22 protein-coding genes and 2 tRNA genes are annotated in these 22,953 nt (G+C 51.0%); 5 read left to right on the top strand and 19 right to left on the bottom strand.

Annotated features, from left to right (window positions below; all coding sequences use genetic code 11):
* The first annotated feature begins 98 nt into the window (after positions 1–98).
* Positions 99–1,118, top strand: a complete 1,020-nt coding sequence (locus ABXT50_RS00120; RefSeq protein WP_415274169.1) for a Gfo/Idh/MocA family protein — start codon at positions 99–101, stop codon at positions 1,116–1,118.
* On the opposite strand, the gene ABXT50_RS00115 is transcribed toward ABXT50_RS00120, so the two are convergent.
* The 6 genes from ABXT50_RS00115 to ABXT50_RS00090 all read right to left on the bottom strand — a co-directional run bounded on the left by ABXT50_RS00115 (position 1,115) and on the right by ABXT50_RS00090 (position 7,966).
* Positions 1,115–3,235 carry a 3-hydroxyacyl-CoA dehydrogenase NAD-binding domain-containing protein gene (locus ABXT50_RS00115; protein WP_415274168.1) on the bottom strand — a complete coding sequence of 707 codons (2,121 nt, stop codon included), beginning with the start codon at positions 3,233–3,235 and terminating at the stop codon, positions 1,115–1,117. The genes ABXT50_RS00120 and ABXT50_RS00115 overlap by 4 nt on opposite strands.
* A 4-nt stretch (positions 3,236–3,239) precedes the next feature.
* Complete coding sequence (locus tag ABXT50_RS00110) at positions 3,240–4,427, bottom strand: thiolase family protein (protein ID WP_415274167.1); 1,188 nt, start codon at positions 4,425–4,427, stop codon at positions 3,240–3,242.
* The gene (locus ABXT50_RS00105) at positions 4,427–6,391 is read right to left on the bottom strand and encodes an acyl-CoA dehydrogenase (protein ID WP_415274166.1); all 1,965 of its coding nucleotides are present in this window, start codon (positions 6,389–6,391) and stop codon (positions 4,427–4,429) included. Before ABXT50_RS00105 ends, ABXT50_RS00110 begins: the two co-directional genes overlap by 1 nt.
* 157 nt (positions 6,392–6,548) lie before the next feature.
* Positions 6,549–7,328, bottom strand: a complete 780-nt coding sequence (locus ABXT50_RS00100) for a crotonase/enoyl-CoA hydratase family protein (protein ID WP_415274165.1) — start codon at positions 7,326–7,328, stop codon at positions 6,549–6,551.
* Positions 7,329–7,445: 117 nt separating this feature from the next.
* The gene (locus tag ABXT50_RS00095; protein WP_415274164.1) at positions 7,446–7,697 is read right to left on the bottom strand and encodes a hypothetical protein; all 252 of its coding nucleotides are present in this window, start codon (positions 7,695–7,697) and stop codon (positions 7,446–7,448) included.
* Between the two features lie 26 nt (positions 7,698–7,723).
* Complete coding sequence (locus tag ABXT50_RS00090; RefSeq protein WP_415274163.1) at positions 7,724–7,966, bottom strand: hypothetical protein; 243 nt, start codon at positions 7,964–7,966, stop codon at positions 7,724–7,726.
* A gap of 61 nt (positions 7,967–8,027) precedes the next feature.
* Here ABXT50_RS00090 and ABXT50_RS00085 point away from each other — a divergent pair, with 61 nt between their 5' ends.
* The 3 genes from ABXT50_RS00085 to ABXT50_RS00075 all read left to right on the top strand — a co-directional run bounded on the left by ABXT50_RS00085 (position 8,028) and on the right by ABXT50_RS00075 (position 10,157).
* A complete protein-coding gene (locus ABXT50_RS00085; RefSeq protein ID WP_415274162.1) occupies positions 8,028–8,720 on the top strand; it encodes a nitroreductase in 693 nt (230 codons plus the stop codon).
* A gap of 129 nt (positions 8,721–8,849) precedes the next feature.
* A complete protein-coding gene (locus tag ABXT50_RS00080) occupies positions 8,850–9,290 on the top strand; it encodes a fasciclin domain-containing protein (protein WP_415274161.1) in 441 nt (146 codons plus the stop codon).
* 288 nt (positions 9,291–9,578) lie between these two features.
* On the top strand, positions 9,579–10,157 hold the full coding sequence (locus ABXT50_RS00075; protein ID WP_415274160.1) for a fasciclin domain-containing protein: 579 nt from the start codon (positions 9,579–9,581) through the stop codon (positions 10,155–10,157).
* 80 nt (positions 10,158–10,237) lie between these two features.
* Here ABXT50_RS00075 and ABXT50_RS00070 read toward each other — a convergent pair whose 3' ends face one another.
* From ABXT50_RS00070 to ABXT50_RS00060, 3 genes are all read right to left on the bottom strand, one after another.
* Positions 10,238–10,411: a hypothetical protein gene (locus ABXT50_RS00070; RefSeq protein WP_415274159.1), complete on the bottom strand. Its 174-nt coding sequence runs from the start codon at positions 10,409–10,411 to the stop codon at positions 10,238–10,240.
* A gap of 58 nt (positions 10,412–10,469) precedes the next feature.
* Complete coding sequence (locus tag ABXT50_RS00065; RefSeq protein WP_415274158.1) at positions 10,470–11,033, bottom strand: DM13 domain-containing protein; 564 nt, start codon at positions 11,031–11,033, stop codon at positions 10,470–10,472.
* 220 nt (positions 11,034–11,253) lie between these two features.
* Positions 11,254–11,619: a hypothetical protein gene (locus ABXT50_RS00060; RefSeq protein WP_415274157.1), complete on the bottom strand. Its 366-nt coding sequence runs from the start codon at positions 11,617–11,619 to the stop codon at positions 11,254–11,256.
* A 115-nt stretch (positions 11,620–11,734) separates the two neighbouring features.
* Between ABXT50_RS00060 and ABXT50_RS00055 the strand changes: the two genes are divergently transcribed.
* Positions 11,735–12,139 carry a DoxX family protein gene (locus ABXT50_RS00055; RefSeq protein ID WP_415274156.1) on the top strand — a complete coding sequence of 135 codons (405 nt, stop codon included), beginning with the start codon at positions 11,735–11,737 and terminating at the stop codon, positions 12,137–12,139.
* 374 nt (positions 12,140–12,513) lie between these two features.
* On the opposite strand, the gene ABXT50_RS00050 is transcribed toward ABXT50_RS00055, so the two are convergent.
* From ABXT50_RS00050 to dnaA, 10 genes are all read right to left on the bottom strand, one after another.
* Positions 12,514–12,963, bottom strand: a complete 450-nt coding sequence (locus ABXT50_RS00050; protein WP_415274155.1) for a hypothetical protein — start codon at positions 12,961–12,963, stop codon at positions 12,514–12,516.
* Positions 12,964–13,180: 217 nt separating this feature from the next.
* Positions 13,181–13,253 (bottom strand) — tRNA-Ala (locus ABXT50_RS00045).
* A gap of 34 nt (positions 13,254–13,287) precedes the next feature.
* A tRNA-Ile gene (locus tag ABXT50_RS00040) sits at positions 13,288–13,361 on the bottom strand.
* 53 nt (positions 13,362–13,414) lie between these two features.
* Positions 13,415–13,816, bottom strand: a complete 402-nt coding sequence (locus ABXT50_RS00035) for a DUF3566 domain-containing protein (protein ID WP_415274154.1) — start codon at positions 13,814–13,816, stop codon at positions 13,415–13,417.
* On the bottom strand, positions 13,791–16,304 hold the full coding sequence (gene gyrA, locus ABXT50_RS00030) for a DNA gyrase subunit A (protein WP_415274153.1): 2,514 nt from the start codon (positions 16,302–16,304) through the stop codon (positions 13,791–13,793). The genes ABXT50_RS00035 and gyrA overlap by 26 nt, the downstream gene beginning before the upstream one ends.
* A gap of 13 nt (positions 16,305–16,317) precedes the next feature.
* Entirely contained in the window at positions 16,318–18,255 is a 1,938-nt protein-coding gene (gene gyrB, locus ABXT50_RS00025; RefSeq protein WP_415274152.1) for a DNA topoisomerase (ATP-hydrolyzing) subunit B, read from the bottom strand.
* A 120-nt stretch (positions 18,256–18,375) separates the two neighbouring features.
* Positions 18,376–18,864 carry a DUF721 domain-containing protein gene (locus ABXT50_RS00020; RefSeq protein WP_415274151.1) on the bottom strand — a complete coding sequence of 163 codons (489 nt, stop codon included), beginning with the start codon at positions 18,862–18,864 and terminating at the stop codon, positions 18,376–18,378.
* Positions 18,857–19,990, bottom strand: coding sequence for a DNA replication/repair protein RecF (gene recF, locus ABXT50_RS00015; protein ID WP_415274150.1), 1,134 nt, complete (start codon positions 19,988–19,990; stop codon positions 18,857–18,859). The genes ABXT50_RS00020 and recF overlap by 8 nt, the downstream gene beginning before the upstream one ends.
* Before the next feature lie 16 nt (positions 19,991–20,006).
* Positions 20,007–21,137 (bottom strand): DNA polymerase III subunit beta, encoded by a 1,131-nt coding sequence (dnaN, locus tag ABXT50_RS00010; RefSeq protein ID WP_415274149.1) that lies wholly within the window; start codon positions 21,135–21,137, stop codon positions 20,007–20,009.
* Between the two features lie 327 nt (positions 21,138–21,464).
* Complete coding sequence (gene dnaA, locus ABXT50_RS00005) at positions 21,465–22,853, bottom strand: chromosomal replication initiator protein DnaA (protein ID WP_415274148.1); 1,389 nt, start codon at positions 22,851–22,853, stop codon at positions 21,465–21,467.
* Positions 22,854–22,953 lie beyond the last annotated feature (100 nt).

Raw genomic sequence — 22,953 nt, 5'->3', positions numbered from 1 at the left:
ATCGGCTGAGTTATTGGAATCGAATTGGTAATTTAGTGCTCACTTGGTGGCGGTTTTTTGTATCAGAGTGTCAAGAATACCGCCCTAAACTACAAAGCATGAAACTACCTGAGCCAATCATTATCGACCCGCAGTCCGTGCCGAGCCTGAACTGGGGAATCATTGGGCCAGGCCGGATCGCCGAGACGTTTGTAGCGGCTTCGCAAAAGCACACTTCGCAGCGGTTTATTGCGGTCGCCTCAAGAACCCCGGGCCGGGCAAAGGAGTTCGCAGGCAAATTCAATATCCCAAAGACCTTCGCCAGCTACCAAGACCTTGTGGCTGATAAAGAGATCGATGCCGTTTACATTTCAAGCCATATGTCCGATCACTTCGAGCACGCAATGCTCGCGATCAAAGCCGGAAAGAGCATTCTGGTTGAAAAGCCGATTACATACCTGCCTGAGGAGGCGGAGCAAATTTTTGCTGCAGCAAGACAGGCCAAAGTGCTCGCAATGGAGGCCATGTGGACGAGGTACTTACCCCAGTCAACTATCTTGCGACAGCTTCTAGAATCGGGCGACCTTGGAGAGCCGGAACTGCTAACAGCCAGCTTCTGTGCCGACAACAGGAGCGTCGAAAGGCTCTGGAAACCGGGCGGCGGCGGAATTGTCTTTGACATGGGCATCTACCCGATTGCAATTGCTCAAGAGATGCTTGGGGAGCCAAGCTCCATTGCTGCGACCGGAATCGTCAGGGCCGACGGCATGGATGAAGAAAGCTATAGCCTTTTGAACTACGAATCTGGTGCCAGGGCGTCACTTACTATTTCAGGAATTGCGACCCTCCCCATGCTTGCCAGCTGCTCATTTGAAAAAGCAGTGATTTCCCTCGGTGAACCATTCTTTGTGCCTTCAAGCATCAGCCTGAAGACCAAGGACTTTTACCCTGAACAGACCACCTGGGTTGATGAGTCAGGAATTTCCGGCCACGAGGGCCTTAGCTATCAGGCAACCTGGTTTGCTAAGTACCTATCCGAGGGCAAGTTTGAATCCGATGTCCACACTCATGCCCAAACAGTGGCAAACATCAGAACAGCCTTTGAGATAACCAGGCAAATCGGCGCGAAGCCCTTCTAACCCCGAATCCCAATAATCATTGGGTCGTGGAAGGTTCCGCCGAAAGCTCGCTCTGAAGCCCCGGTGCGATCAAGGTAAGGGGTAATTCCGCCAAGGTGGAATGGCCAAGCGGCACCCATGATCATGCCCAAGTCAATGTCCTGCGCCGATTGGACCACGCCCTCATCGAGCATCAGCTTCACCTCTTTGGCAAGACCTAGATTTACGGATTCAAAGATTTCCTCGCTGGAACGGCCTTTACCTAGGGCGTTGCCAACGATTTCCATCGCCTTTTTGTCGTAGCCCTTGATGTTTCCCTTTGAATCCCGATCAATCAGCTTGCCGTACTCAGCCAGCTTGTGAAGGTTCGCGCTGGCGTAAAACCTGTCGCTATTGAAGGCGTGCATTGAATCAAGCACGTGAGCCCCGACCTTTAGCCCCACAAGTTCTAAGAGGTCAAAGGGGTTCATGGGAAGACCTAGTGGCGCAATTGCCTCCGAGACCTGCTCAAACGAGGCACCCTCATCCACAGCCCGCATTGCTTCTCCGAGCAAATATCCCAGCAGCCTGTTCACGACAAACCCTGCCGAGTCAGAGGTGATTACAGCCGTTTTTCTTAGGTTTCTAGCAACATTCATAGCAGTTGCAACCGCTTGGTCCGAAGACTTGGGAGCCCTGACAACCTCAACCAGCGGCATTACTGCAACCGGGTTGAAGAAGTGAAAACCGACTACCCGCTCAGGGTTGGCTAGCTTGGAGCCGATTTCAGCGACCGAAAGTGAAGAGGTGTTGGTTGCCAAAATGCAGCTTTCGCTGACGTGTTTTTCCAGCTCCGCGAAAACTTCTTGCTTAATCTTGAGTTCCTCGAACACCGCCTCGATCACCCAGTCGCAATCGCTAAATGCCTTGTAATCCAAGGCTCCAGAAAGGTTACCTGCGTAGCGATTTCGATCATCGCTTGAAAGCCTGCCCTTTTCAACTAACTTGTCTAGCTCTCCGATTATGTAAGAAAGACCCTTGTCAATTCGTTCCTGAGAAACATCGGTTATTACCACCGGTATTTCGAGTCTTCTCAAGAACAAAAGTGCGAACTGCGAAGCCATTAGACCGGCGCCAAGAACGCCTACCTTTGTTACCGGCAATGCCAACGCTTTATCCGGAGCGCCCGAGGGCTTCTTCGCGTGTTTTTGCACCAGGTTGAAGGCGTAAATCGACGCGTGAAATTGGTCGGAGGCGCTCAGGTCCTCAATGGCCTGGTCTTCTCTGGTAAAAGCATCTTTCTTGGTCCCAGATTTTGCCGCATCAATCAAATCAAGCGCCACGTATGGCGACAGCGGAACGGAACCGAGTTTTTGCCGAACGGTTTTTCTAGCAATCGAAACAGCCGGCGACCAAATGGTCGCCTTTTCAACCTTGCCCGGCTCGTTCTTGCGCTTTACCTTCTTGCCACCCAGCACATCGTCGGCCCAATCTAATGACTGCTCCAAAAACCTCGGTGAATCAAACATCACATCGGCGATGCCGAGCTCTAGTGCTTCAGCAGGCTTCAGCATCCGGTTTTGCTTTAGAGGATTTTCGATTATTACCTTCAGTGCATTTCTGATCCCAATTAGGTTTGGAAGCAAATATGCACCTCCCCAGCCCGGAATCAACCCGAGGAAAACCTCGGGTAATGCGATGGCCGGTGCAGCTTGATTCACGGTTCGATAATGGGCATTTAGTGCGACTTCGAGCCCCCCGCCGAGAGCAAGACCGTTAATAAACACGAAGCTTGGGACCCCTAGATCGGATAACTTATCCAGCGCCCAGTGACCCATTTCGCCGATTAGGCGCCCTGAATGGCGATCCTTGAGACCTTGGACCTTGGTTAGATCTACCCCGGCAGCCAAATAGTAAGGCTTTCCGGTAACTGCAACTGCATGAATCTCTTTGTTTACGGCACGTTTTTTGAGCTCGTCAAGTTTTCCGGCAAACTCCAACAGCGTGTGTGGTCCGAGTGTGCTCGGGCGGGTGTGGTCCTTGCCGTTATCCAGGGTTATGAGCGCAATCACACGACCTGAACGCAAAGTTACGTCAGAGACAAACGAATGACTGATGATTTCATCGGTGTCCGTAAGTAGCGGCGCGAAGTCCTGCATCTTCCTAGCCCTTCCAGTTACTGTTTTCCCAAACCACGCTGCCGCCCATACCGAGGCCGATGCACATGGTGGTGAGGCCAAAGCGAACCCCTGGGTGCTCTTCAAACTGCTTGGCAAGTTGATTCATTAGACGGACGCCGCTTGAGGCAAGAGGATGGCCAAACGCGATTGCTCCGCCATACTTATTTACCCGTGCGTCGTCGTCTGCAATCCCGAAGTGATCTAAAAATGACAGCACTTGGACCGCGAAAGCCTCGTTGATTTCAAACAGGCCGATGTCTTCGATTTTCAGTCCGGCCTTCTCGAGGGCTTTTTCGGTGGCTGGAATCGGGCCGATACCCATGATCTCAGGCGCTACGCCCGCAAAAGCAAAGGAAACGAGCTTCATTTTTGGCTTTAGGCCGTGCTTGGCCAAGGCTCTCTCGCCGGCCAAAAGCGCAACCGTCGCGCCGTCGGTCAGTGGAGAGGCGTTGCCGGCGGTTACTTTTCCGTGAGCACGGAAAGGGGTTTTGAGCCCCTGCATGCCCTCGATCGTTGACTCCGGTCGCATGAGCTCATCCTGGGACACTAGTGACCAGCCGGCTTCACTGCCAGCAGAAACCGATATCAAATCCGGCTGAATTTTGTTGTTCTTATAGGCCTTGGCCGCCTTTTGCTGGGATAGAACCGAGAACGCGTCTGCCCTGTCTTTTGTCAACGCCGGAAAGCGATCGTGAATTTTCTCGGCCGTGCAACCCATGTTCAGAGCGTCTGGACTAACTAGCTTTTCAGACAGAAACCTAGGGTTTGGGTCAGCATCAAAGCCCATTGGGTGTCGACCCATGTGCTCAACACCACCGGCTAAAACGAGGTCATATGCGCCGATTCCGATCGAGCTTCCCGTCGTGGTTACAGCGGTCATTGCTCCGGCACACATCCGATCAATGGCAAAACCAGGAACGCTTTCTGGAAGACCGGCCAAGATGCTGGCGGTTCGGCCAATAGTTAAGCCCTGATCGCCCTGCTGGGTGGTGGCTGCAATTGCCACGTCGTCGATTGCTGCCCGGTCTAGGTCTGGATGTCGCTCCAAGAGGCCAATCATCGCCTTCACGATTAGGTCATCGGCTCGAGTGTTCCAGTAAACGCCCTTCTCGCCAGCTTTTCCGAATGGGGTTCTGACTCCGTCTACAAAGTAGACATCTTGAGGTTGCATTATTTCCTAACTAATTGCGAGCGAGTTGCTTGTCGTTCCTTCTCATCCGCCGCCAAAGTAGTGCGGACCAAACCTGGCGTCAGCAAGAATGCATCGACCAGGCTTTCTGCGTGAGGCCTTAGTCTTGGCAACAGTCTGGTGTCGATATATTCAGTTATTGCTTCGGCCCGCGAGGAAGATAGTCGGCCGTTGATCAAGTACCAGGACAAGTTTTCTTCTAAGACGCTGAAACCATAAAGGTCTCTGAGCCAAGTCAGAATTTGCTTGGAGCCCTCATCCTCAATTGTCTTTAGAGCCGACGTAAACGCCTCCCACAGGATCAGTTCACCATGTGCTTTTGCCGCAAGAATCAGATCATTCTGATAGCGGTTAAACAGCTCGGCTTGCTTTTGGGCGTTTTTGGGACCCGAGTGCTTCAGGTTGTTTGCAAGCTTTGCAATCATGGTGTGGACTCGGTCGGTTAGAAGTTGGTGCTGGGAATCTTCTTCCTTGACGTAGCCGACTGAACGAGCAGTGGAGCCAAAATCAACCATCTTCTGAGCGAGACCCCTTAGGCCACCGCGATTAATTGTCGCTTCGCCGACTTGACCGGCAACATAACTTGCAAGCGTCCCGAAATCTGGTGACTTGAGAGCTTTTGCATAGTCGCCCAAGAGGCGCTTGGCCACAAGCTGAAGCATGACATTATTGTCGCCTTCAAAAGTCACATAAACATCGAGGTCTGCTCTGAGTCCCGTCAATCGGTGTTCGGCCATAAAGCCCTGGCCACCGCATGCCTCTCGGCACTCTTGCACGGTTTCTAACGCGTACCAAGAACTAAGTGCCTTGGAGGCTGCTGCTACGGTTTCAAGATCCTGTCTCGACTCATCGGTGTCGTTTTCACCAGTAAAGACAGCGTGGAACTGATCAAGAAGTTCCTGGTGGGTGAAGACTTGTGCATAGGTTCTAGCCAAAAGCGGCAAGAGCCTGCGCTGGTGACGTCCGTAATCCATAATGGTTTTTTCTTCACCGTCTGGTCCTGGAAACTGTTTGCGCTCAAGCGAGTATCTGATGGCAATGTCTAGAGCGAGCTTCTGGGCGTTCACGACACCGCCGGTGAGAGAAACTCTTCCTTGTACCAAGGCGCCAAGCTGAGTAAAGAATCTTCTTCCGGAAGATTCGATAACCGAGGTGTAAACACCGTCTTCGCTTACATCTGCGTATCGATTTAGAAGGTTTGTCCGTGGAACTCTGACGCTATCGAAATACAATCTCCCGTTGTCAATTCCGTTTAGACCGCCCTTTAGACCGTCATCTTCGCTGCCGACCCCAGGCAAGAGCTTGCCGCGTTTACGAATTGGGACGAAGAAGGCGTGGACTCCATGCTTTTCACCGCCGGTGTAAAGCTGTGCAAACACAACCGCCGCGTGACCGTGGAGTGCTGCATTTCCCAAGTAGTCCTTGTAGCTGTGTCGATCCGGTGTGTGGATAACAAACTCTTTAGTGTCGGAGTCGTAGGTGGCAGTTGTACCAATCGATGCCACGTCCGAGCCGTGGCCAGTCTCGGTCATTGCGAAGGCCCCAACAGTTTCAGTACTGACGGCGCTGCCTAAAAAGGTCTTGTGGTGATATTCGGTTCCTAGATACAAAATCGCAGAGCTGAACAATCCGTACTGAACGCCGTATTTAATCTGTAACGAAGGATCGGCAAAAAGCAGCTCTTCGAAGCTGGAAAGCGAGGCTCCAGGATTCATGGTTCCACCGAACTCTGACTGGAAACCGTGCTGCGTTGCTCCGGCGTCTACCAGGGTCCGAAGCTGCTTGAGAACTGTCTCTCGATGCTCAGCCATTGGCTGGCCCTCTTGTTTGTAAAGCTTGTGGTCTTCTATCACCGAACGGGTATGGCGACGAACGTCCGCCCACCTGCCAAGGATTCTTTCCCCGGTTGCCTCGACGTCTAGTTGAATGTCCTCATTGATATTCATTTCTCACCTCGACTTCTAGTAAAGGACAGAATTGCATTCTCGCCAAGGGGTGTTTAGAAACTTTGTGACTGCGTACAATCCGCATCATTTCGAGGTTTGCTTATTTAGAGCTTTCCTACAAAAACGGCATGGGCTTTTGATTTATAACTAACAAAAACTAATTGCCCTCGAAGTTGGCGGGCTGCTTGGTCATGAACGCCTGCATGCCTCTTGCAACGTCCTTCGTCTGCATCAAAGAGGCCAGTCGCTGAAACACCTGCTTTTTTTCTTGCTCCGAATCTATTGCTCTTGCAGACGCAAGTGTCTCCTGCACAGCCAGCGGCGCCTGACTTGCAACTCGCTTCGCGATTTCCAGAGCTGTCTCAAATTCTTGACCGGGTTCGCACACTTGAGTAACTAAGTGCATGGCTAGAGCCTGCTGTGCATCAAAGCTGTCTCCAGTTAGTAAGTAACGCATGGCGTTTGCGTGTCCAGCGACTGCCGGAAACCTTATGGTTCCTCCGCCAAAAGGCATGATGCCCCGACTAACTTCTAGCTGAGCAAACCTTGAGTCAGTTGCCGCAATTACAACATCGCTTGCCAAAGCTAATTCCACTCCAAGAGTGAAGCAGGTCCCCCTGGTTGCCATAACCACTGGCTTTGAAACTTGTTCAGTGGTGATTCCCCAGGGGTCTAGCCCACCCTCCGGAACCATTTGGAGCTTGCCTGCGGCAAGCTTTGGCCCAACATCTTGCAGATCGAGACCAGCAGTGAAGTGGTCGCCGTGGGCGAAGACCAAACCGACTCTTAGATTGGTATCGGTATCTAGCTGGCCGTAAGCGAGTGACAATTCGTGGAGCATCTGCTCGTCCGCGGCGTTCAGCTTCTCAGGGCGATTCAGGCCAATGAGTAAAACGTGGCCTTGGGTTTCTAGGGTAATTCTGGTCATCGTCGACATGGCTCAAACATTAGACGCTATTCGACTGATTACGCCAATATCCGGAGCAACTACCGCAGAAGACTTCTACGTTCGCCCGCGCTAAGTTTTTTTATTGACAAGCGTCATGCAAAATTCTTAACGGCGTTTTCTGTTTGGCCAAGTAAGTATTATCGAGCCGACGATTAGGCCCATTAGCGGAACTATGCCAAGAGCCCAACTAATGCTGATGCCGAAAATAGCCGCGAACCCAGTTAGGGCATTAAAAACCATTGCTATCCAGGGCTTTAGCTTTTTGCGCCTCGACAAAGCGGCTAACAGTATGTTGATTAGCGCCACGCCACCTAATAGAACAAGGATGGTTGCAACTAGTGCGGCTAGATCTTCCATTGGCCAATTATCTCAAACGATTGCAGTTATCGGTTGGAAGACTTATGTGCTTTGCGGCTGGAAACCCAAAGCCAAGAAACCAAGAAAAACAGCCCCAAGAAAGAGCCACTCAGTCCAAGGGTAGCTAGCCCAAGGGCCCAAAACTCTTCTACTAGAAAGCCTTCATCGTTGACATAATTTGGCGAGAGGTTGTAATAAAGGATCAACAAAACTGACATCGATGTGGTCACACCGAGCGTCCTAAGTAAAACCCTCTGTCCCATGTTCATTATCCGAAGCCTAGCTGGGCCCAAGTCAGCAGCTAATCCAGAACTCGCATAGCATTCAAGGATGCTTAGCTATGAAAACTGGAAACAACTAACCCAGTCCAGACGATCAACCAGAGACTTCCTGGACTCGCCCATCGAACCTGGTGTTCTAACCGACATTCTCACCGATGGCCTCACCGCACCGAGCTGGTCGAACACCAGGCCTTTTGTCGTGGCGGTTGCAGAGGGTGAGCAGCGCGATCGAATAAGTCGGCGCCTGATTACTAGGTTGCGTGAGTCGACGGAGCTTCCAAACCTAGGAGCCAAACCAGACTTCACGCACGAGGTTCCCTACCCAAAGGGGCTTGTGGAACGAAGCCAGGCCGTTGGTAAGGGCATTTACGAAACTCTAGGCATAGACCGGAAAGACGCGGCCGCGAGATTTAGCTTCCTAGAGCGAAACTACGAGTTTTTTGGCGCACCAACCGCGCTGTTCTTTTTCACCCACCGCGGCCTAGACCAGTTTGGAACGCTTGATCTTGGACTGTTTATGGAAAACGTGATGCTAGCTGCTAACGCAAAAGGACTGGGTACTTGTGCGCAGGGCTATCTAGGTGGACACCCTGACATTATTCGCTCTGAATTTGAAGTTAGCGATGACTACGCATTGGTTTGCGGAATGTCGATCGGATATCCATCCGATCACCCCATCAATGGCTGGCACGCAGAACGGCTCCCGATAAATGACTTGCTTCTCAGCCCCAAAAAACTTTAGCGCCAGTTATACGCCCAGTGTGAACAACAGCTAAACGACGGAATGTTAGTCGTGGTTGTCTGTTGCATTAGATATACGTCCCGAGACCTTCGTTCCGTATTCCATTCAGATCGAAACATTGAGGAAATTATGACAGACAAGAACATAGTTGAAGTAGCAGTCGAAGCAGGAACTTTCACCACTCTTGCAGCAGCACTGGGAGCAGCTGACCTAGTAGCAACCCTGCAGAGCGAAGGACCGTTCACAGTCTTCGCACCAACCGACGACGCCTTTGCGGCCCTTCCAGAGGGTCTAGTAGCAGCACTATTGCTACCAGAAAACGTAGACGCCCTAAAGTCAATCCTGACCTACCACGTAGTGTCCGGTCAGGTTCATGCCGCAGACGTCACCACCGGTGATGTTCCAACAGTCGAGGGCTCAACAATGGCCGTTGACACTTCTGACGGCGTAGTTATCAATGGCACCGCCAAGGTAACCGCAACCGACATCGCAGCTTCTAACGGTGTTATCCACGTAATCGACGCAGTACTTGTTCCAGCAGGCGTCGACGCAGCAGCATTGCTTGCGTAATTTGTAACTAAGTCACAATAGAAAAGCCAGGGATTGTTCCCTGGCTTTTCTATTTAATGAGGCTTGAAAGTCAAGCAATCTGTCGACAGCCGGATTCGCCTTTTTTATTCGTCCGACCAAGGCCATGCCTCGGGAAATCGCTGGGACGACTTTGTCAGTCTTTTCCTAGAAGTTCCACAGTCAATTGCCACGGTCCTCCCACGGAACTCAAATTTTGGCTTGTTAATCTTCTATTGCGTCTCGGGACACTCGGAACGCATTCGCGGAACACCGAAAAAAAGAGGAACGATGAGAAAGAACAGACTTACCGCCCTAGCTGGAATCGCAGTTGCAGCTCTAGTGCTGACCGGCTGCGCACCCGCAGATGAGGTTGCAGAGCCAGCAGAAACGATGGAAGAAGCTCAGGTCGATGGAACCATGACCGAAGAAGCCCTTGGAAACATTGTCGAGGTAGCGGTTGGAGCTGGAACCTTTACAACCCTGGCCGCCGCACTTGGCGCAGCCGACTTGGTCACCACCCTTCAGGGTGAAGGTCCGTTCACCGTCTTTGCACCAACTGATGAGGCCTTTGCGGCACTACCAGCCGGTCTTCTAGACGCACTACTTCTACCTGAGAACCTAGCCGTCCTTCAATCAATCCTGACTTACCACGTTGTGGCCGGTGAGGTTTATGCGGCCGACGTTATGACCGGAGACGTAACAACAGTTGAAGGTTCGACCTTTGCGGTTGACACATCCAATGGCGTTGTAATCAACGGCACTGCGAACGTCACAGCTACCGACATAATGGCCTCCAATGGAGTGATCCATGTCATCGACGCAGTCATCCTCCCACCAGGAGTTGACGTAGAAGCGCTGCTTGGCTAAAAACCGAAAACGAACTGAACTTCAGCCAGGGAGATATCCCTGGCTGAAGTGTTTAATGATTATATCTCTGACGACAAAGGCTAGCCCTTGTCTCTTTTGGGTTGAACAGACCACAACCAAGCTCCAACACCCGCGACGCTGATGGTTATCCCGGCAAGCGCAACCAGATAGGTGTTATCCGCATAGGAGTCGTAAGTAGAGACGATTCCAAAGAACAGAGCGGCGTACGCGAGCAGTATCCACTTATTACTCATACTAAAAAGTCTAGCTGCCTGATTCTTGACTAACGCTTTCCACGTGCAAACACCAGAACTACGAGGTTGGTACCAGCTCAGCCGCGCCGAACGAAACGCTAAAAGTCACACACCACAACGAGATCGAAGAGGCATCTGAAAGATCCAGGTCGGTGGGAATCTCATAATTCTGATTCCCCTGGTTCCCCTTCATCGCGCCCAGGCTGATGTACTTTCCATCATCAAATACCCGCCAACCCTCTTGGCCCTCGATAACAGGTGCATCAGTTAGCCAAACTTCGACCCTTGGTCCGTCACTGGTATCTAGATTTTCAAGCCTAAGCACTCTGCTGCCATCGTCCAACTGCAGAATCTTTACTTTCCCCGAGGTTTGATGCTCGTGAGAAACCAAAACACCTTGCGCTAGAACGAGCGGAAATTGGACCGTCTCCTGAGGTGTCTCGGTCTCCCGAGGCGAAGCCGTCGAGTTTTCTGATGGGGTTGGATATACCGTTGGAATGGCTTCTTGAACTTCCGTGTCAACAAACAGCTTCCACGGCTGGAAAAAATATGCCGCCACGGCTACAAGCACAACTGCTAAAAGTGCAACGGGGCCTAAAGCCTTGCCCCTTAAAAAATTCATACGTAATTGTAAACAGGTGCAGGGGTGAGAAAAAAGAACCGCCCGTGGCAGTTCTTTCTGTTTTCCTGAGACCAGAGGGGTCTGTGTGCCGGACCAGTCCAATGGTTTAGACCTAGGTTTTCAACATCGGACTATAAGTCAGATTTAATTTTTCGTCCAAGGACCGCGAGCATCTGGTGTAATTTTCGTCGAGACTGACATGTTGGTTACGAAGGGGGTTTTAAGTGAGCTGCGCCACTCGCTGGGGCGAAATTTGGAGTAGAACTCCAATATCACGCATGCTCAACCCCTCAGTCCTGAGTCTCGCCACAACTTCCCGAACTTCTCGGGAAGACTCTTCCTGCAGTCGGTTTGCTTCTCGCATCTTGGCCTGAGCATTCTCCAAGTCACAAATAATGCCAGGCATTTTGGTTTCTATTTTCACAACGACCCTACAGCGATCAACGCCCCGGTACTCGTGAACCAAATCCTTGATTTGCTCGGTGGCAAGGTCAAGACGCTTTGAGGAAATCAGCAGATTGTCCAACTCCGGAACTCGAACACGCCAAGTACCGGCCTTTCGCTCACATTCCGCCTTGACTTCCATAGCTAAAGTCTACCAACTCCAGACTAAACGTTGGGTAGATATTTTTAGACTACTGTGCTAGACATACTTCGCCTAGGGACCCTAGACTTGTATATTTTATTAGAGGAGATCACAAATGAACTTAGTCATCGGCATAATTGCCGCAGCCGCATCGGCCTTCACGGCTTTTGCATTTTTCAAGGCCGGCATGTTTAAGGCTGGAGCCAGTCGCCAGAAGTTGCTAGATGCCGGATTTGGTTGGATCGAAAATATCTCATTAGGCACCGTGCGACTTATTGCATGGCTGGAACTCCTCGGTGTGGCTGGCCTGGTTCTAGGTGTGATTGGTTACTTTGTTGGATTTCAGTGGGCACTTTGGTTTGCGGTGGCGGCGGCTATTGGATTGGCGCTAACAATGATCGGCGCCATTTTGACCCATGCTTCCAGAGGTGAGTCCAAGTACACACTGAAAATGAACCTTGTGTTGCTTTTCCCTCCGCTGGTTGCAGCCGTGCTTTGGGCTATATTTCCTAGTCTCTAAAAATTAAGTAACTAGAAACTTAGGCTTTTTAAGTCTTGGCCCCGGGTCTTTTTGCTTTGGGGCCAAGTGGGAATTGTCTAGGCGAGGACAAAGCCAATTAGCGTGAAGCAACACAAGGCCCAGGCGACGCTATTGGGGTTATGTGTCCGCAACCAATTCCACGGTTGAAGGCCCTTCCTGTTGGAAGTCAAGCTATGAATCAGACTATTTCGTGGCTTTTGGACCACGAAAGTCTGGAAAGTTATCGTTTACAGCCCAGTTGGTCTAACAACCAAGTTTGGGTCAAACTTCGACATTGCCAGTTTTTCGCATTTCATGCATAACTAACCACTGGCCATCCAGGTAGACGATTTTCCAAGTAAGCCGTTACCGGGCTATTTACCAGCGGCGCCCGCATTCACGAGCGAACTCTTCACAAACTCGATGCCCTCGCGAAGTAGCCCAGCGACGATGTCAATCTCCTCATCGTTACAAGGTGCGTAGAACATGATCTTGGTGTCAGAGTCCGCGTAGAATGGGGGCCCTCCCCAGCCTGTATCCAATACGTCCTTGGCTCGTTCTGATGACAAGACAGCGTGAATGCTTGTATCGGTCACGCCATGAATGTGGAAGGCTTCGAGCGAACCATCCGTAGCAAGCGACCAGGCTCCGTGCTGTTTGGGTAAGCCGAGGAGGAGACCCGCCATCGAGTCGGCCATCGAGACTCTGCTGTGCTCTTGCGTAACGCCATCAATAGCGAATGCTCTCGAGACTAACTGACCCCAAATGCTCGGCGATGAGTTCTGAGTGCGCTGGGTGTGCGAGCCCTCTTTTGAACGTCTCAAGTCTCTCGCTAGAGCGAAGTGGGAGGTTCATATCAGGAGTCATAGACCGAGTATCGAGTAACAGGTCGGCGTTGTGTGAATGGCGACATCCGTGGTGGCACAGATAATCGTCCAGTGACGCATTAGACGTGAGTTACAGGTTTAGGACAATTTCTGCGAGAGGCACGGAGAGGAGAAACAAAAAGACCCGCCATTTCTGACGGGTCTTTCTACTTTGTGGAGACTAGGGGGGTCGAACCCCTGACCCCCTGCTTGCAAAGCAGGTGCTCTACCAACTGAGCTAAGTCCCCATAGCGAGCATTCCCTGGCGGAAAGTGCTCACCGTGGGCCTAGGAGGACTTGAACCTCCGACCTCTTCATTATCAGTGAAGCGCTCTAACCACCTGAGCTATAGGCCCGTCGAGCAAGATGATGCTACTAGAAAAAAACACCTGCCACAAACCCTAGATCTCTAGTTGTTGGTGAAAGTGAGCGCTAGCCCACCTACCAGCTTAGAAATTAGGTTAAAAATTACCGCCCAGACTGCCCAGAGGGCAGTAGTTAACACGACATTTAGCAGTGCAAGCGTCGTTGCCGTGGTCATGACATTAGAAAAAGAAAAATCATCCTCTAGGTTCACATTGCTGCCATCGCCGAGCACAGATCCCAGCAGGCCACCGATTGAGGAGAAAATCCCCGAGTTGGCAAGGACGGACCAGATCAACCACGCCCCGACAACCAGTGCGATTGAGCTCGCGATGGAAATAAGGAATCCGACTTTTACAGCTGACCAAACATCTACGCCTCGTAGCTTGAGACGAATTTGTTTCTTGGGTTCCTTAGGAGTTTTATTCCGGCTGAACAGCGATGTCAACGGCCGCTCCTTCAGTTTCTGGTTCGTCGTTAGTTTCTAGGTTGCGCTCGGCATTTCTGGCAATCGACAGAACTGAGTCGCTCTGGTCAAACCTAGCAAAAACTACGCCCATAGTGTCGCGGCCCTTTGCTGGAACCTCGTTAGCCGAGCTCCTGATTACCTTGCCAGAGGACAATACCGCTAGAACCTCGTCGGTTTCATCGACCATCAGTGCTCCGATTAGGTCGCCGCGCTTCTCATCAAGTTTGGCCACCTTAATACCAATGCCGCCACGTTTCTGAACTCGGTACTGATCCGCAGCGGTGCGCTTGGCATAACCGCCCTCGGTTACAACAAAGACGAAGCCAGACTCTCCAATGACCGAGGCTGACAACAGCTGGTCGCCCTTTCTAAAGGCCATACCAATGACCCCGGAGGTGTCACGACCCATTGGACGCATCGAATCGTTAGCCGCGGAGAACCTTATGGACATACCTTTACGACTAACCAAAAGCACATCGTTCTCTTCGCTCACCAACATTGCGTTAATAAGTTCATCGCCCTCGCGGAGCTTTATTGCGATGATGCCACCAGTTCTAGCGGTGTCATAAAGCTCCAGAGCCGTCTTTTTGACAAGTCCACTCTTGGTGGCCATGACCAAATACGGCTCCTGCTGATAGTCCTTAAGATCCAGCACCTTCACTACGTATTCCTCTGGCTGTAAGGCTAAGAGATTCGCAACGTGCTGACCCTTTGAATCACGACCAGACTCTTGGACCTCGTAGACCTTGGACCGATAAACCCGTCCGGTGTTGGTGAAGAACATCAACCAGTGGTGAGTGGTAGAAACAATAAAGTTCTGAACCACATCGTCGGCTCGAAGGCTTGCCCCCTTAACGCCCCTGCCACCGCGGTGTTGCACACGATAGTTATCGCTTCTGGTTCGCTTGATGTAGCCACCTTGAGTTAGCGTAACCACCATTTCCTCTTCGGGAATTAGGTCTTCTATGCTGACGTCGCCGTCGTAACCAAGCATTATCTCTGAGCGACGCTCATCGCCATACTTGTTCGTAATTTCAGCTAACTCACTAGACACGATGTCGCGTTGGGCTTTTTCGTCTCCGATGATGCGCTGAAACTCAGTTATCTGAATTTCGAGCTCCGCGGCCTCATCGATAATTTTCTGGCGCTCGAGCGCCGCCAGTTGACGCAATTGCATGTTCAAGATCGCACGGGCTTGCAGTTCATCGATCGTCAGTAGCTTGATTAGTCCATCGCGAGCATCTTCCACGGTCGCGCTCTTGCGAATCAACGCGATTACATCGTCAAGCGAGTCAAGGGCCTTCAGGTAACCGCGAAGGATGTGAGCACGCTCTTCTGCCTTACGCAGCCTGAACTGAGTTCTTCTGACAATGATGTCGATCTGGTGGGTCACCCAATTGGTAATAAAGCCATCAATCGACAGCGTCCTAGGGATGCCATCAACAAGCGCAAGCATGTTGGCACCGAAGTTGTCCTGCAACTGGGTGTACTTATAGAGGTTATTCAGCACAACTCTTGCAACCGCGTCGCGCTTCAGGACAATTACGAGTCGCTGACCAGTTCTACCGGATGTTTCATCGCGAATGTCCGCGATGCCTGTGAGTTTCCCCTCTTTGGTTAGCTCTGCGATCTTCAGTGCCAAGTTATCTGGGTTTACTTGATAAGGAAGTTCAGTAACAACTAGGCAGGTTCGGTTCTGAACCTCTTCGACGTTTACAACAGCACGCATTGTTATTGAGCCACGGCCGGTTCGATAGGCATCCTCAATGCCGCGGCGACCAAGAATCTGGGCACCGGTTGGAAAGTCTGGACCCCTAACAATTTTGATTAGCTCTTCAATTAGAGCTTCGCCCTCGATTTCAGGGTTAGCAAGAACAAACTGCGCTGCCTCTGATACTTCTCTGAGGTTGTGCGGAGGAATGTTTGTTGCCATTCCAACCGCAATACCGATTGATCCATTAACCAAGAGGTTTGGGAACCTGGCCGGCAAAATAGTCGGCTCTTGGGTGCGACCGTCGTAGTTGTCTTGGAAGTCAACGGTGTCTTCGTCGATGTCGCGTACCATCTCCATCGCCAACGGCGCCATCTTGCACTCGGTGTATCTTGGCGCGGCAGCCGGGTCATTTCCGGGGGAACCGAAGTTGCCTTGTCCCGATACAAGCGGATAACGAAGATTCCAGTCCTGGACCAACCGAACCAAGGTGTCGTAGATAGCTGTGTCGCCGTGAGGGTGATATTGACCCATGACATCGCCCACTACACGCGAACACTTTGAGAACTGCTTGTCTGGTCGGTAACCACCGTCATACATCGCGTAGAGAACGCGACGGTGAACCGGCTTTAGCCCGTCCCTCACGTCCGGAAGCGCTCGCCCGACGATAACGCTCATCGCGTAGTCGAGGTAGCTTCGTTGCATTTCGACCTTTAGGTCGATTTGCTCTATTTTGTCCATCTGGCCTTCTGACATTTTTCTCTCCTACCTAGATGTCCAAGAATCGGACGTCTTTGGCGTTCCGCTGGATAAAGTTTCTTCGGCTCTCAACGTCTTCGCCCATCAAGGTTGAAAACACTTCGTCAGCTAGTGCTCCGTCATCCAGGGTCACTTGAAGCAAAGTTCTGGTGGCTGGGTTCATTGTGGTTTCCCAAAGCTCGTCGTAGTCCATCTCTCCAAGGCCCTTGTAGCGCTGGATGGCGTTTTCCTTTGGAATCCTCCGGCCGGCGGCTTGCCCCTCTTGCAACCTTCGGTCTCGCTCTTCGTCCGAATAAACATATTCGTGGGGAGCGTTAGACCACTTGAGCTTGAACAATGGTGGCTGAGCCATGTACACGTAGCCGTGTTCGATCAATGGACGCATGTACCTAAACAAAAGCGTCAACAACAGGGTCCTGATGTGCTGACCATCCACATCCGCGTCGGCCATCAAAATGCACTTGTGGTAGCGGATCTTGGTGACATCAAATTCTTCGCCAATTCCGGTACCAAAGGCAGTAATCAATGCCTGAACTTCGGTGTTTGCTAAGGCTCGATCTAGTCTTGCCTTTTCAACGTTCAAGATCTTGCCTCGGAGAGGAAGAATCGCCTGAGTCTCAGGGTCTCTGCCTCGAACCGCTGAACCGCCGGCCGAGTCACCCTCAACAATATAAATCTCGGAGACAACCGGATCTCTCGATGAGCAATCCCTTAGCTTTCCAGGCATTCCGCCAGACTCAAGTAAGCCCTTGCGCCTGGTTGCCTCGCGAGCCTTTCTTGCCGCCATTCTTGCGCTGGCAGCCTGGATGGCCTTGCGAACAATCTCTTTGGCTTGAACGGGATTGCGGGCTAGCCAATCTCCAAGCTGGTCGTTCACAACTTTTTGAACGAAGGCTTTGGCTTCGGTGTTGCCAAGTTTGGTCTTGGTCTGTCCCTCAAACTGTGGCTCAGTCAGCTTCAAGGAAACAACTGCTGTCAAACCTTCACGAACGTCGTCACCGGTTAGGTTGTCGTCTTTTTCCTTGAGAAGCGACTTGTCCCGGGCGTATTTATTTAGCAAAGAAGTTAGGGCAGTGCGGAACCCCTCTTCGTGAGTACCGCCTTCGTGGGTATTAATCGTGTTCGCGTAGGTATGGACACCCTCGTTGTATCCGGTAGTCCACTGCATTGCGATTTCAACGGAAATCGTTTTTTCTTTGGTTTCGGTTTCGATAGAAATAATCTCGTCGTGAATTGTTTCTACCTTTTTAGCTGAGTTCAGATACTCCACGTAGTCGGCAAGACCCCGCTCGTAGCAATAGTTATCTTTTCGTCCATCGCGCTCGTCCAAAAGGTTTATCTGCAAGCCCTTGTTCAAGAAGCACATCTGCTGAAAGCGTTGACGTAAGGTCTCGTAGTCGTAGTCGACGGTTTCAAAGATGTCCGCGCTAGGTGAAAACTCAATCGTTGTGCCGGTGCGGTCGGTTTTTTCGCCTTTGGCTAGCGGGGCGTCTGGGACACCAATTGAATAGCCCTGGCGCCAAATGTGACCGTCGCGGTGCACCTCAACCGAAAGCGTTGATGACAGTGCGTTAACAACCGAAGCACCAACACCGTGAAGACCACCAGAGACGGCATACCCGCCGCCGCCAAATTTTCCACCGGCGTGCAGAACAGTCAAAACGACCTCAACGGCGGGTCTTTTTTCCACCGGGTGCATATCAACCGGGATACCTCTACCGTTGTCGGAAACCTTTATGTTTCCGGCCTTGGTGATGACAACGTCGATGTTGTCACAGTGGCCGGCGAGAGCCTCGTCAACTGAGTTGTCGACAATTTCATAAACTAAGTGATGCAGACCACGAGGGCCTGTGGAGCCGATATACATTCCCGGTCGTTTACGAACAGCCTCGAGTCCTTCAAGGACTTGAATGTCTCCGGCGTCGTAGTGGCTAGTTGGCTCTGACATATTCAACTACTTCCCGTTTGAGTTAGCTCCACGTAAACGCGGTCTAGGACCGACTTAGATTCAGGTTTGCTAACCCCTCTAGTCTAGTCCAGAGGGCAGAAAAAGCAGTGCATATGGTTATCACCCGTAGGTGTCACGTGGACCCCGTCCAGGAACCGATCTGGGACCCTTCTTCCAACTCGGTGCGTTCGGACCGATAAACATGACTTCATCTACAACAAGTTTTGGATGAACATCCGCTAACTTCTTCAAAACCTGAGTCTCCAATAGGCGCATTTGAGTAGCCCAGGCCGTTGACTTGCAGCGAACAATTAGTTGCGTGCCCTTCAGCTCTTCGGGGAAGGAGGCGTTTGCACTCTCCGGGCCCACAACTAGATCCCAATCCGCAAACAGTGACGCCTTCTCAAGATCCGCAGTCCAGTTGAATTCTCCAAACAGATGTTCCAAGCTCTGGCTGGCGGTCACTAGGTCGCGACCAGGATCAAACGGCTGCGTACCACGCGTCTGGTTTTTCTCCCGGAGCTTCTGGTCCTTCGACTTCATTCCATGCGAGTTTGCAAGAAAGCTTTGAAAAAAGCCATCAGCAACTTCAAAGAAAATATTAGGCACTGACAAAACCCCCCGATACGTTCATTTTGCTGGACCAATCAAGATTCGGCGCCATGGTCTCATCTGCGGCGGTAATTATTACCTGCTCATAATCTGTGACGAATTCGACTAGACGTTCCCGCCTGCCTTTATCCAACACTGCAAACACATCATCTAGAAGCAAGATCGGATCCCCGTTGTTGCTCGTTTTTCGTGAAACATCCCCTAGAGCGAGTTTTAGTCCCAGGGCCAAGGACCAAGCCTCACCCTGGGAAGCGTGGGTTCTTGCGAGTAATCCGGCTTTATCTATTAGTAGTTCATCCCTGTGAGGTCCGGCCAAGGTGATGCCACGCTCGAGCTCCTTTTTTCGCAGCGCATCAAGGCGTTCGTAGAACAATTGAGAATAAACTTTTGGATCACTTTCGATGTCCGTCCACTTCTCGCTGTCATCGCTCCCCACTGCTGAAACCACCCGCAAGCTAATAACATCGCGTGAATCACTGAGGGCAGTGTAAAAAGTCTGTAAGAGCGGTGAAAGCGCCGTCACCAGCTCAAGTCGCTCCGCGGCGAGTTCGGTGCCCAATGCGACCAGTTGGTCGTCCCAAATTTCTAGAGTGGAAAGTTCAGGATTCTTTACACCCCTTGCGGATTTTAAAAGGGCGTTTCGTTGCTTCAGCACACGTTCGTAGTCTGCTTTCACGCCGGACAAACGTGGTTTCAGCTGCACGAGGGAGTTGTCTAAGAATTTTCTCCTGTCACTAGGGTCTCGCCTTATTAGGTCTAGATCCTCCGGGGCGAAGGAAACTGTTCTGACTAAACCTAGAATTTCTGAGGTTTTCTTCCTGGCGGATCCGTTTAGAAAATACCTGTTACTTGTGTCCCTGTTTAGCTCGATTCCAACTAGGAGCTCGCGCGAGTTGTGGTTCACCTTCCCAGATAACTGTGCCGTGGCGTGGTCCTTTTGTATTAATGACTGATAGCCACTAACCCGATGTGACTCGAGAGAGGATAAATAGCTGACCGCCTCGACGAGATTTGTTTTCCCCTCGCCGTTCTGGCCGTAGAGCAAGACCTGACCGGCTGTGAAATCAACGCTTAGCTGCGAGTAATTCCGAAAGTTAGCCAGTTGCAGAGACTTGAGCCACAAGTGCCGAGTCCTTTGCCTAAGAAACTAGAAGATTTGGCTGTAGTAGGTATTTAAAGTCTTTGTCGCCATCTTTTGGATCGACTGGGCTTATGAGTACCGGACCAGGCTTATTTGGATTGTTCGGGTTTACCGTAAATCCTATTTTTACGTTCTCGACATCGAGGCCCGTCAATGCGTCGGTCAAAAATTGGGGCCGTAGGGAAACTAGTGTCTCCTCCCCCTTCATTGAGCACGAGATTTGCTCCGAGGCATCGGCTACATCGGAACCTATTGACTCAAGGGACAATTCGTTTTCAGTGAACTTGTACCGCAAAGGCTTTTCCCGGTCCACCACGAGGGCAACCCTTCTTGTTGCGTCCAATAGGTCCTGTCTGCTGAGGATCGCAAAGCTGGCCGTTTCCTCAGGGAACAGCTGCAGTACTGCGGGATATTTACCTTTGATGGTGGCAGTGGAGACCGACTTATTGCCACTTGAAAAACCAATCATGTCCTTCTCGCCCTCGCCGAAGCCAAGCTCTAGTTCACTATCGTGGCTAAAAGTCTTTGAAATCTCGCTTAGGACCCTCGCAGGTATCAAAACTTGCCGTTCCACCGACTTGCCGTTCCAAGGAAGCACCTTCACGGCTACCCTGAATCGATCCGTAGACACCATTGTCAATTCTTTGGCGCTTGCGGTTATCATCACAGCCGTCAGAACGGGGGTTATCTCCTCCCGAGAAGCCGCCACTGCAACCTTCGATACACCATTGGTGAATTCACCGGCCGACACTTTGCCTGTGGCGATTGGAAAGACAGGAGTATCCGGATAGTCGGTTGTTGACATTGAGGATAAGGAGAATTTACTAGAGCCCGAATTGACCTGAAGCCTTGATTCATCAAGTTGTATTGCAACGGATGCGGACGGAAGTTTGCTTAGTATCTCGGAGAGCAATCGCGCTTGAACAAGAACTTTTCCGGGCATGTCGACAGCAGCTGCAATTTTCACTCTTGCGGCAACTTCATAGTCGAAAATTGATAACCGCACTTCGTTACCATCTGCTTCTATCATGACGCCCGACAACTGTGGGAGCTGCGGCCGGGGTGATAAAAGACGCACTAGAAAGGAAACAGCATCACTTAGTACTTCGCGATCGGCTTGAAATTTCATGGTGGCCTTCTAGTTGATTGGGTTTTATCTTGGCACAAGACTTCGCGAGAGTCACAACCTCGCGAGGGAGGGTGGAATTATTAATTATTTAATATCTTTAATAATCACTAATAACCTGCTGTGTAAAAGTGGATAAGTCCCTGTCGGGCTCTTGTTAATTGAGAACTACATCGTTGTAAGTTGTACACAGTTCTGTGGATAAGCCTGTGGATAAGTCATCTAGTTGTGGATTGTTTTAGATTTGTGAACAAATTGAAGTGATTTATAGGGGAATGTACTCGACTTCTCCACATTATTTTCGGAGTTATCCACAGGCTTCTTTTAAAACTATTTGTGGTTGTCTTTTATTTTTTGAATGATTTCCGATACCTGATTGTAGATATAACGTTTCTCTCGCATTTCGGAGCTAATTTTCTTCGTTGCGTACATGACTGTTGTGTGATCGCGATTACCAAAATGAGTGCCTATTTTGGGTAGTGAAAGGTCTGTTAGTTCACGGCAGATGTGCATAGCTATTTGCCTGGCCAGCGCAATTGCGGCTTGTCGTCCAGATCCCGTGAGTTGTTCTTGCGTTATTTTAAAGTATGTCGAGGTTGCCGCGATTATCTCTAATGGGCTTATTCGAGTGTCGTCGGACACTGAGTAGGTGTCCTTTAGGACCGTCTGCACTAGGTCCATGTCGAGCGGTTGTCGGTTTAGGTTGGCGAAGGCTGTGACTCGGATTAGGGTGCCTTCGAGCTCTCTGATATTGGACGAAATTCTGGTTGCCATGTACTCGATTACATCGTCCGGAACCGGAATCCTCTCCAAAGCTGCCTTTTTACGCAAGATAGCAACTCGTGTCTCAAACTCGGGGGCTTGGATGTCCGTGATGAGGCCCCATTCGAAGCGAGAGAGCATTCTCTCCTCGAACCCTGCGAGTTGCTTGGGGCGGAGGTCTGAAGTAATGACCACCTGCTTGTTGTGGTCGTGCAAATTATTGAAGGTATGGAAAAAAGCTTCTTGAGTCTGGTCCTTACCTTGGAGGAATTGAATGTCATCCACTAGCAAAATATCAACATCGCGATACTGCGCCTGGAAATCTGAGGTTTTGTTGTTTTGGATTGCGTTTATAAAGTCATTTGTGAATTCTTCGCTCGAGACATAACGAACTTTGGTTCTTGGCTTCAGGTGCATTGCGTAGTGGCCGATGGCATGCAGCAGGTGCGTCTTGCCTAAGCCGCTTGATCCGTAGATGAATAGCGGGTTGTAGGCCTCGGCGGGTGCCTCAGCAACGGCGAAGGCCGCGGCGTGCGCGAACCTGTTTGAGCCGCCAGTGACAAAGTTGTCGAAACTATATTTCGGATTAAGTCCGGATGAGCCGGTTATTGGAACTGGACCAGTGGCTGGATCACGATCGATTACCGGCGGCTCGGGCTCCACGGCTAATTCAATGCGGGTTGGAGTTTGGAGCTCTTCGTTGGTGATTATTAGGAATGATGTCGGGCCCCCAAATTCGGCCACGTCGCCTAGCGCATCTAGAAGCAACTCCTTGAGTCGCTGCTGAAGCATTGAACGTGTTGTCTCGTTTGGTACTTCTAGGTAGAGGGTGTCATCCAGGACGCCTTTTGGAACCGCAAGATCTAGGTGGCCTTTTAGGTGGGGCGTAACCCTAGGGTCTGATGCAATTTTAGATACGAGGTCGCTCCACATACTAGTGAGGGCAACGTCGGCCATCTGGGGCTCCTTTAGGTTCTTAACATACTTATGCACAGATTTCTGCACAGATAGTTAGACCTGTGTATAAACCCTCAATGCCTGTGGAAAACTTGTCGAA

The sequence above is a fragment of the Aquiluna sp. Uisw_065 genome, assembly GCF_047731275.1.
In the GTDB taxonomy this organism is placed as follows: Bacteria; Actinomycetota; Actinomycetes; order Actinomycetales; family Microbacteriaceae; genus Aquiluna.
Note: the sequence above shows the minus strand (reverse complement) of the source record. Positions and strands in the feature narration are given on the sequence as shown.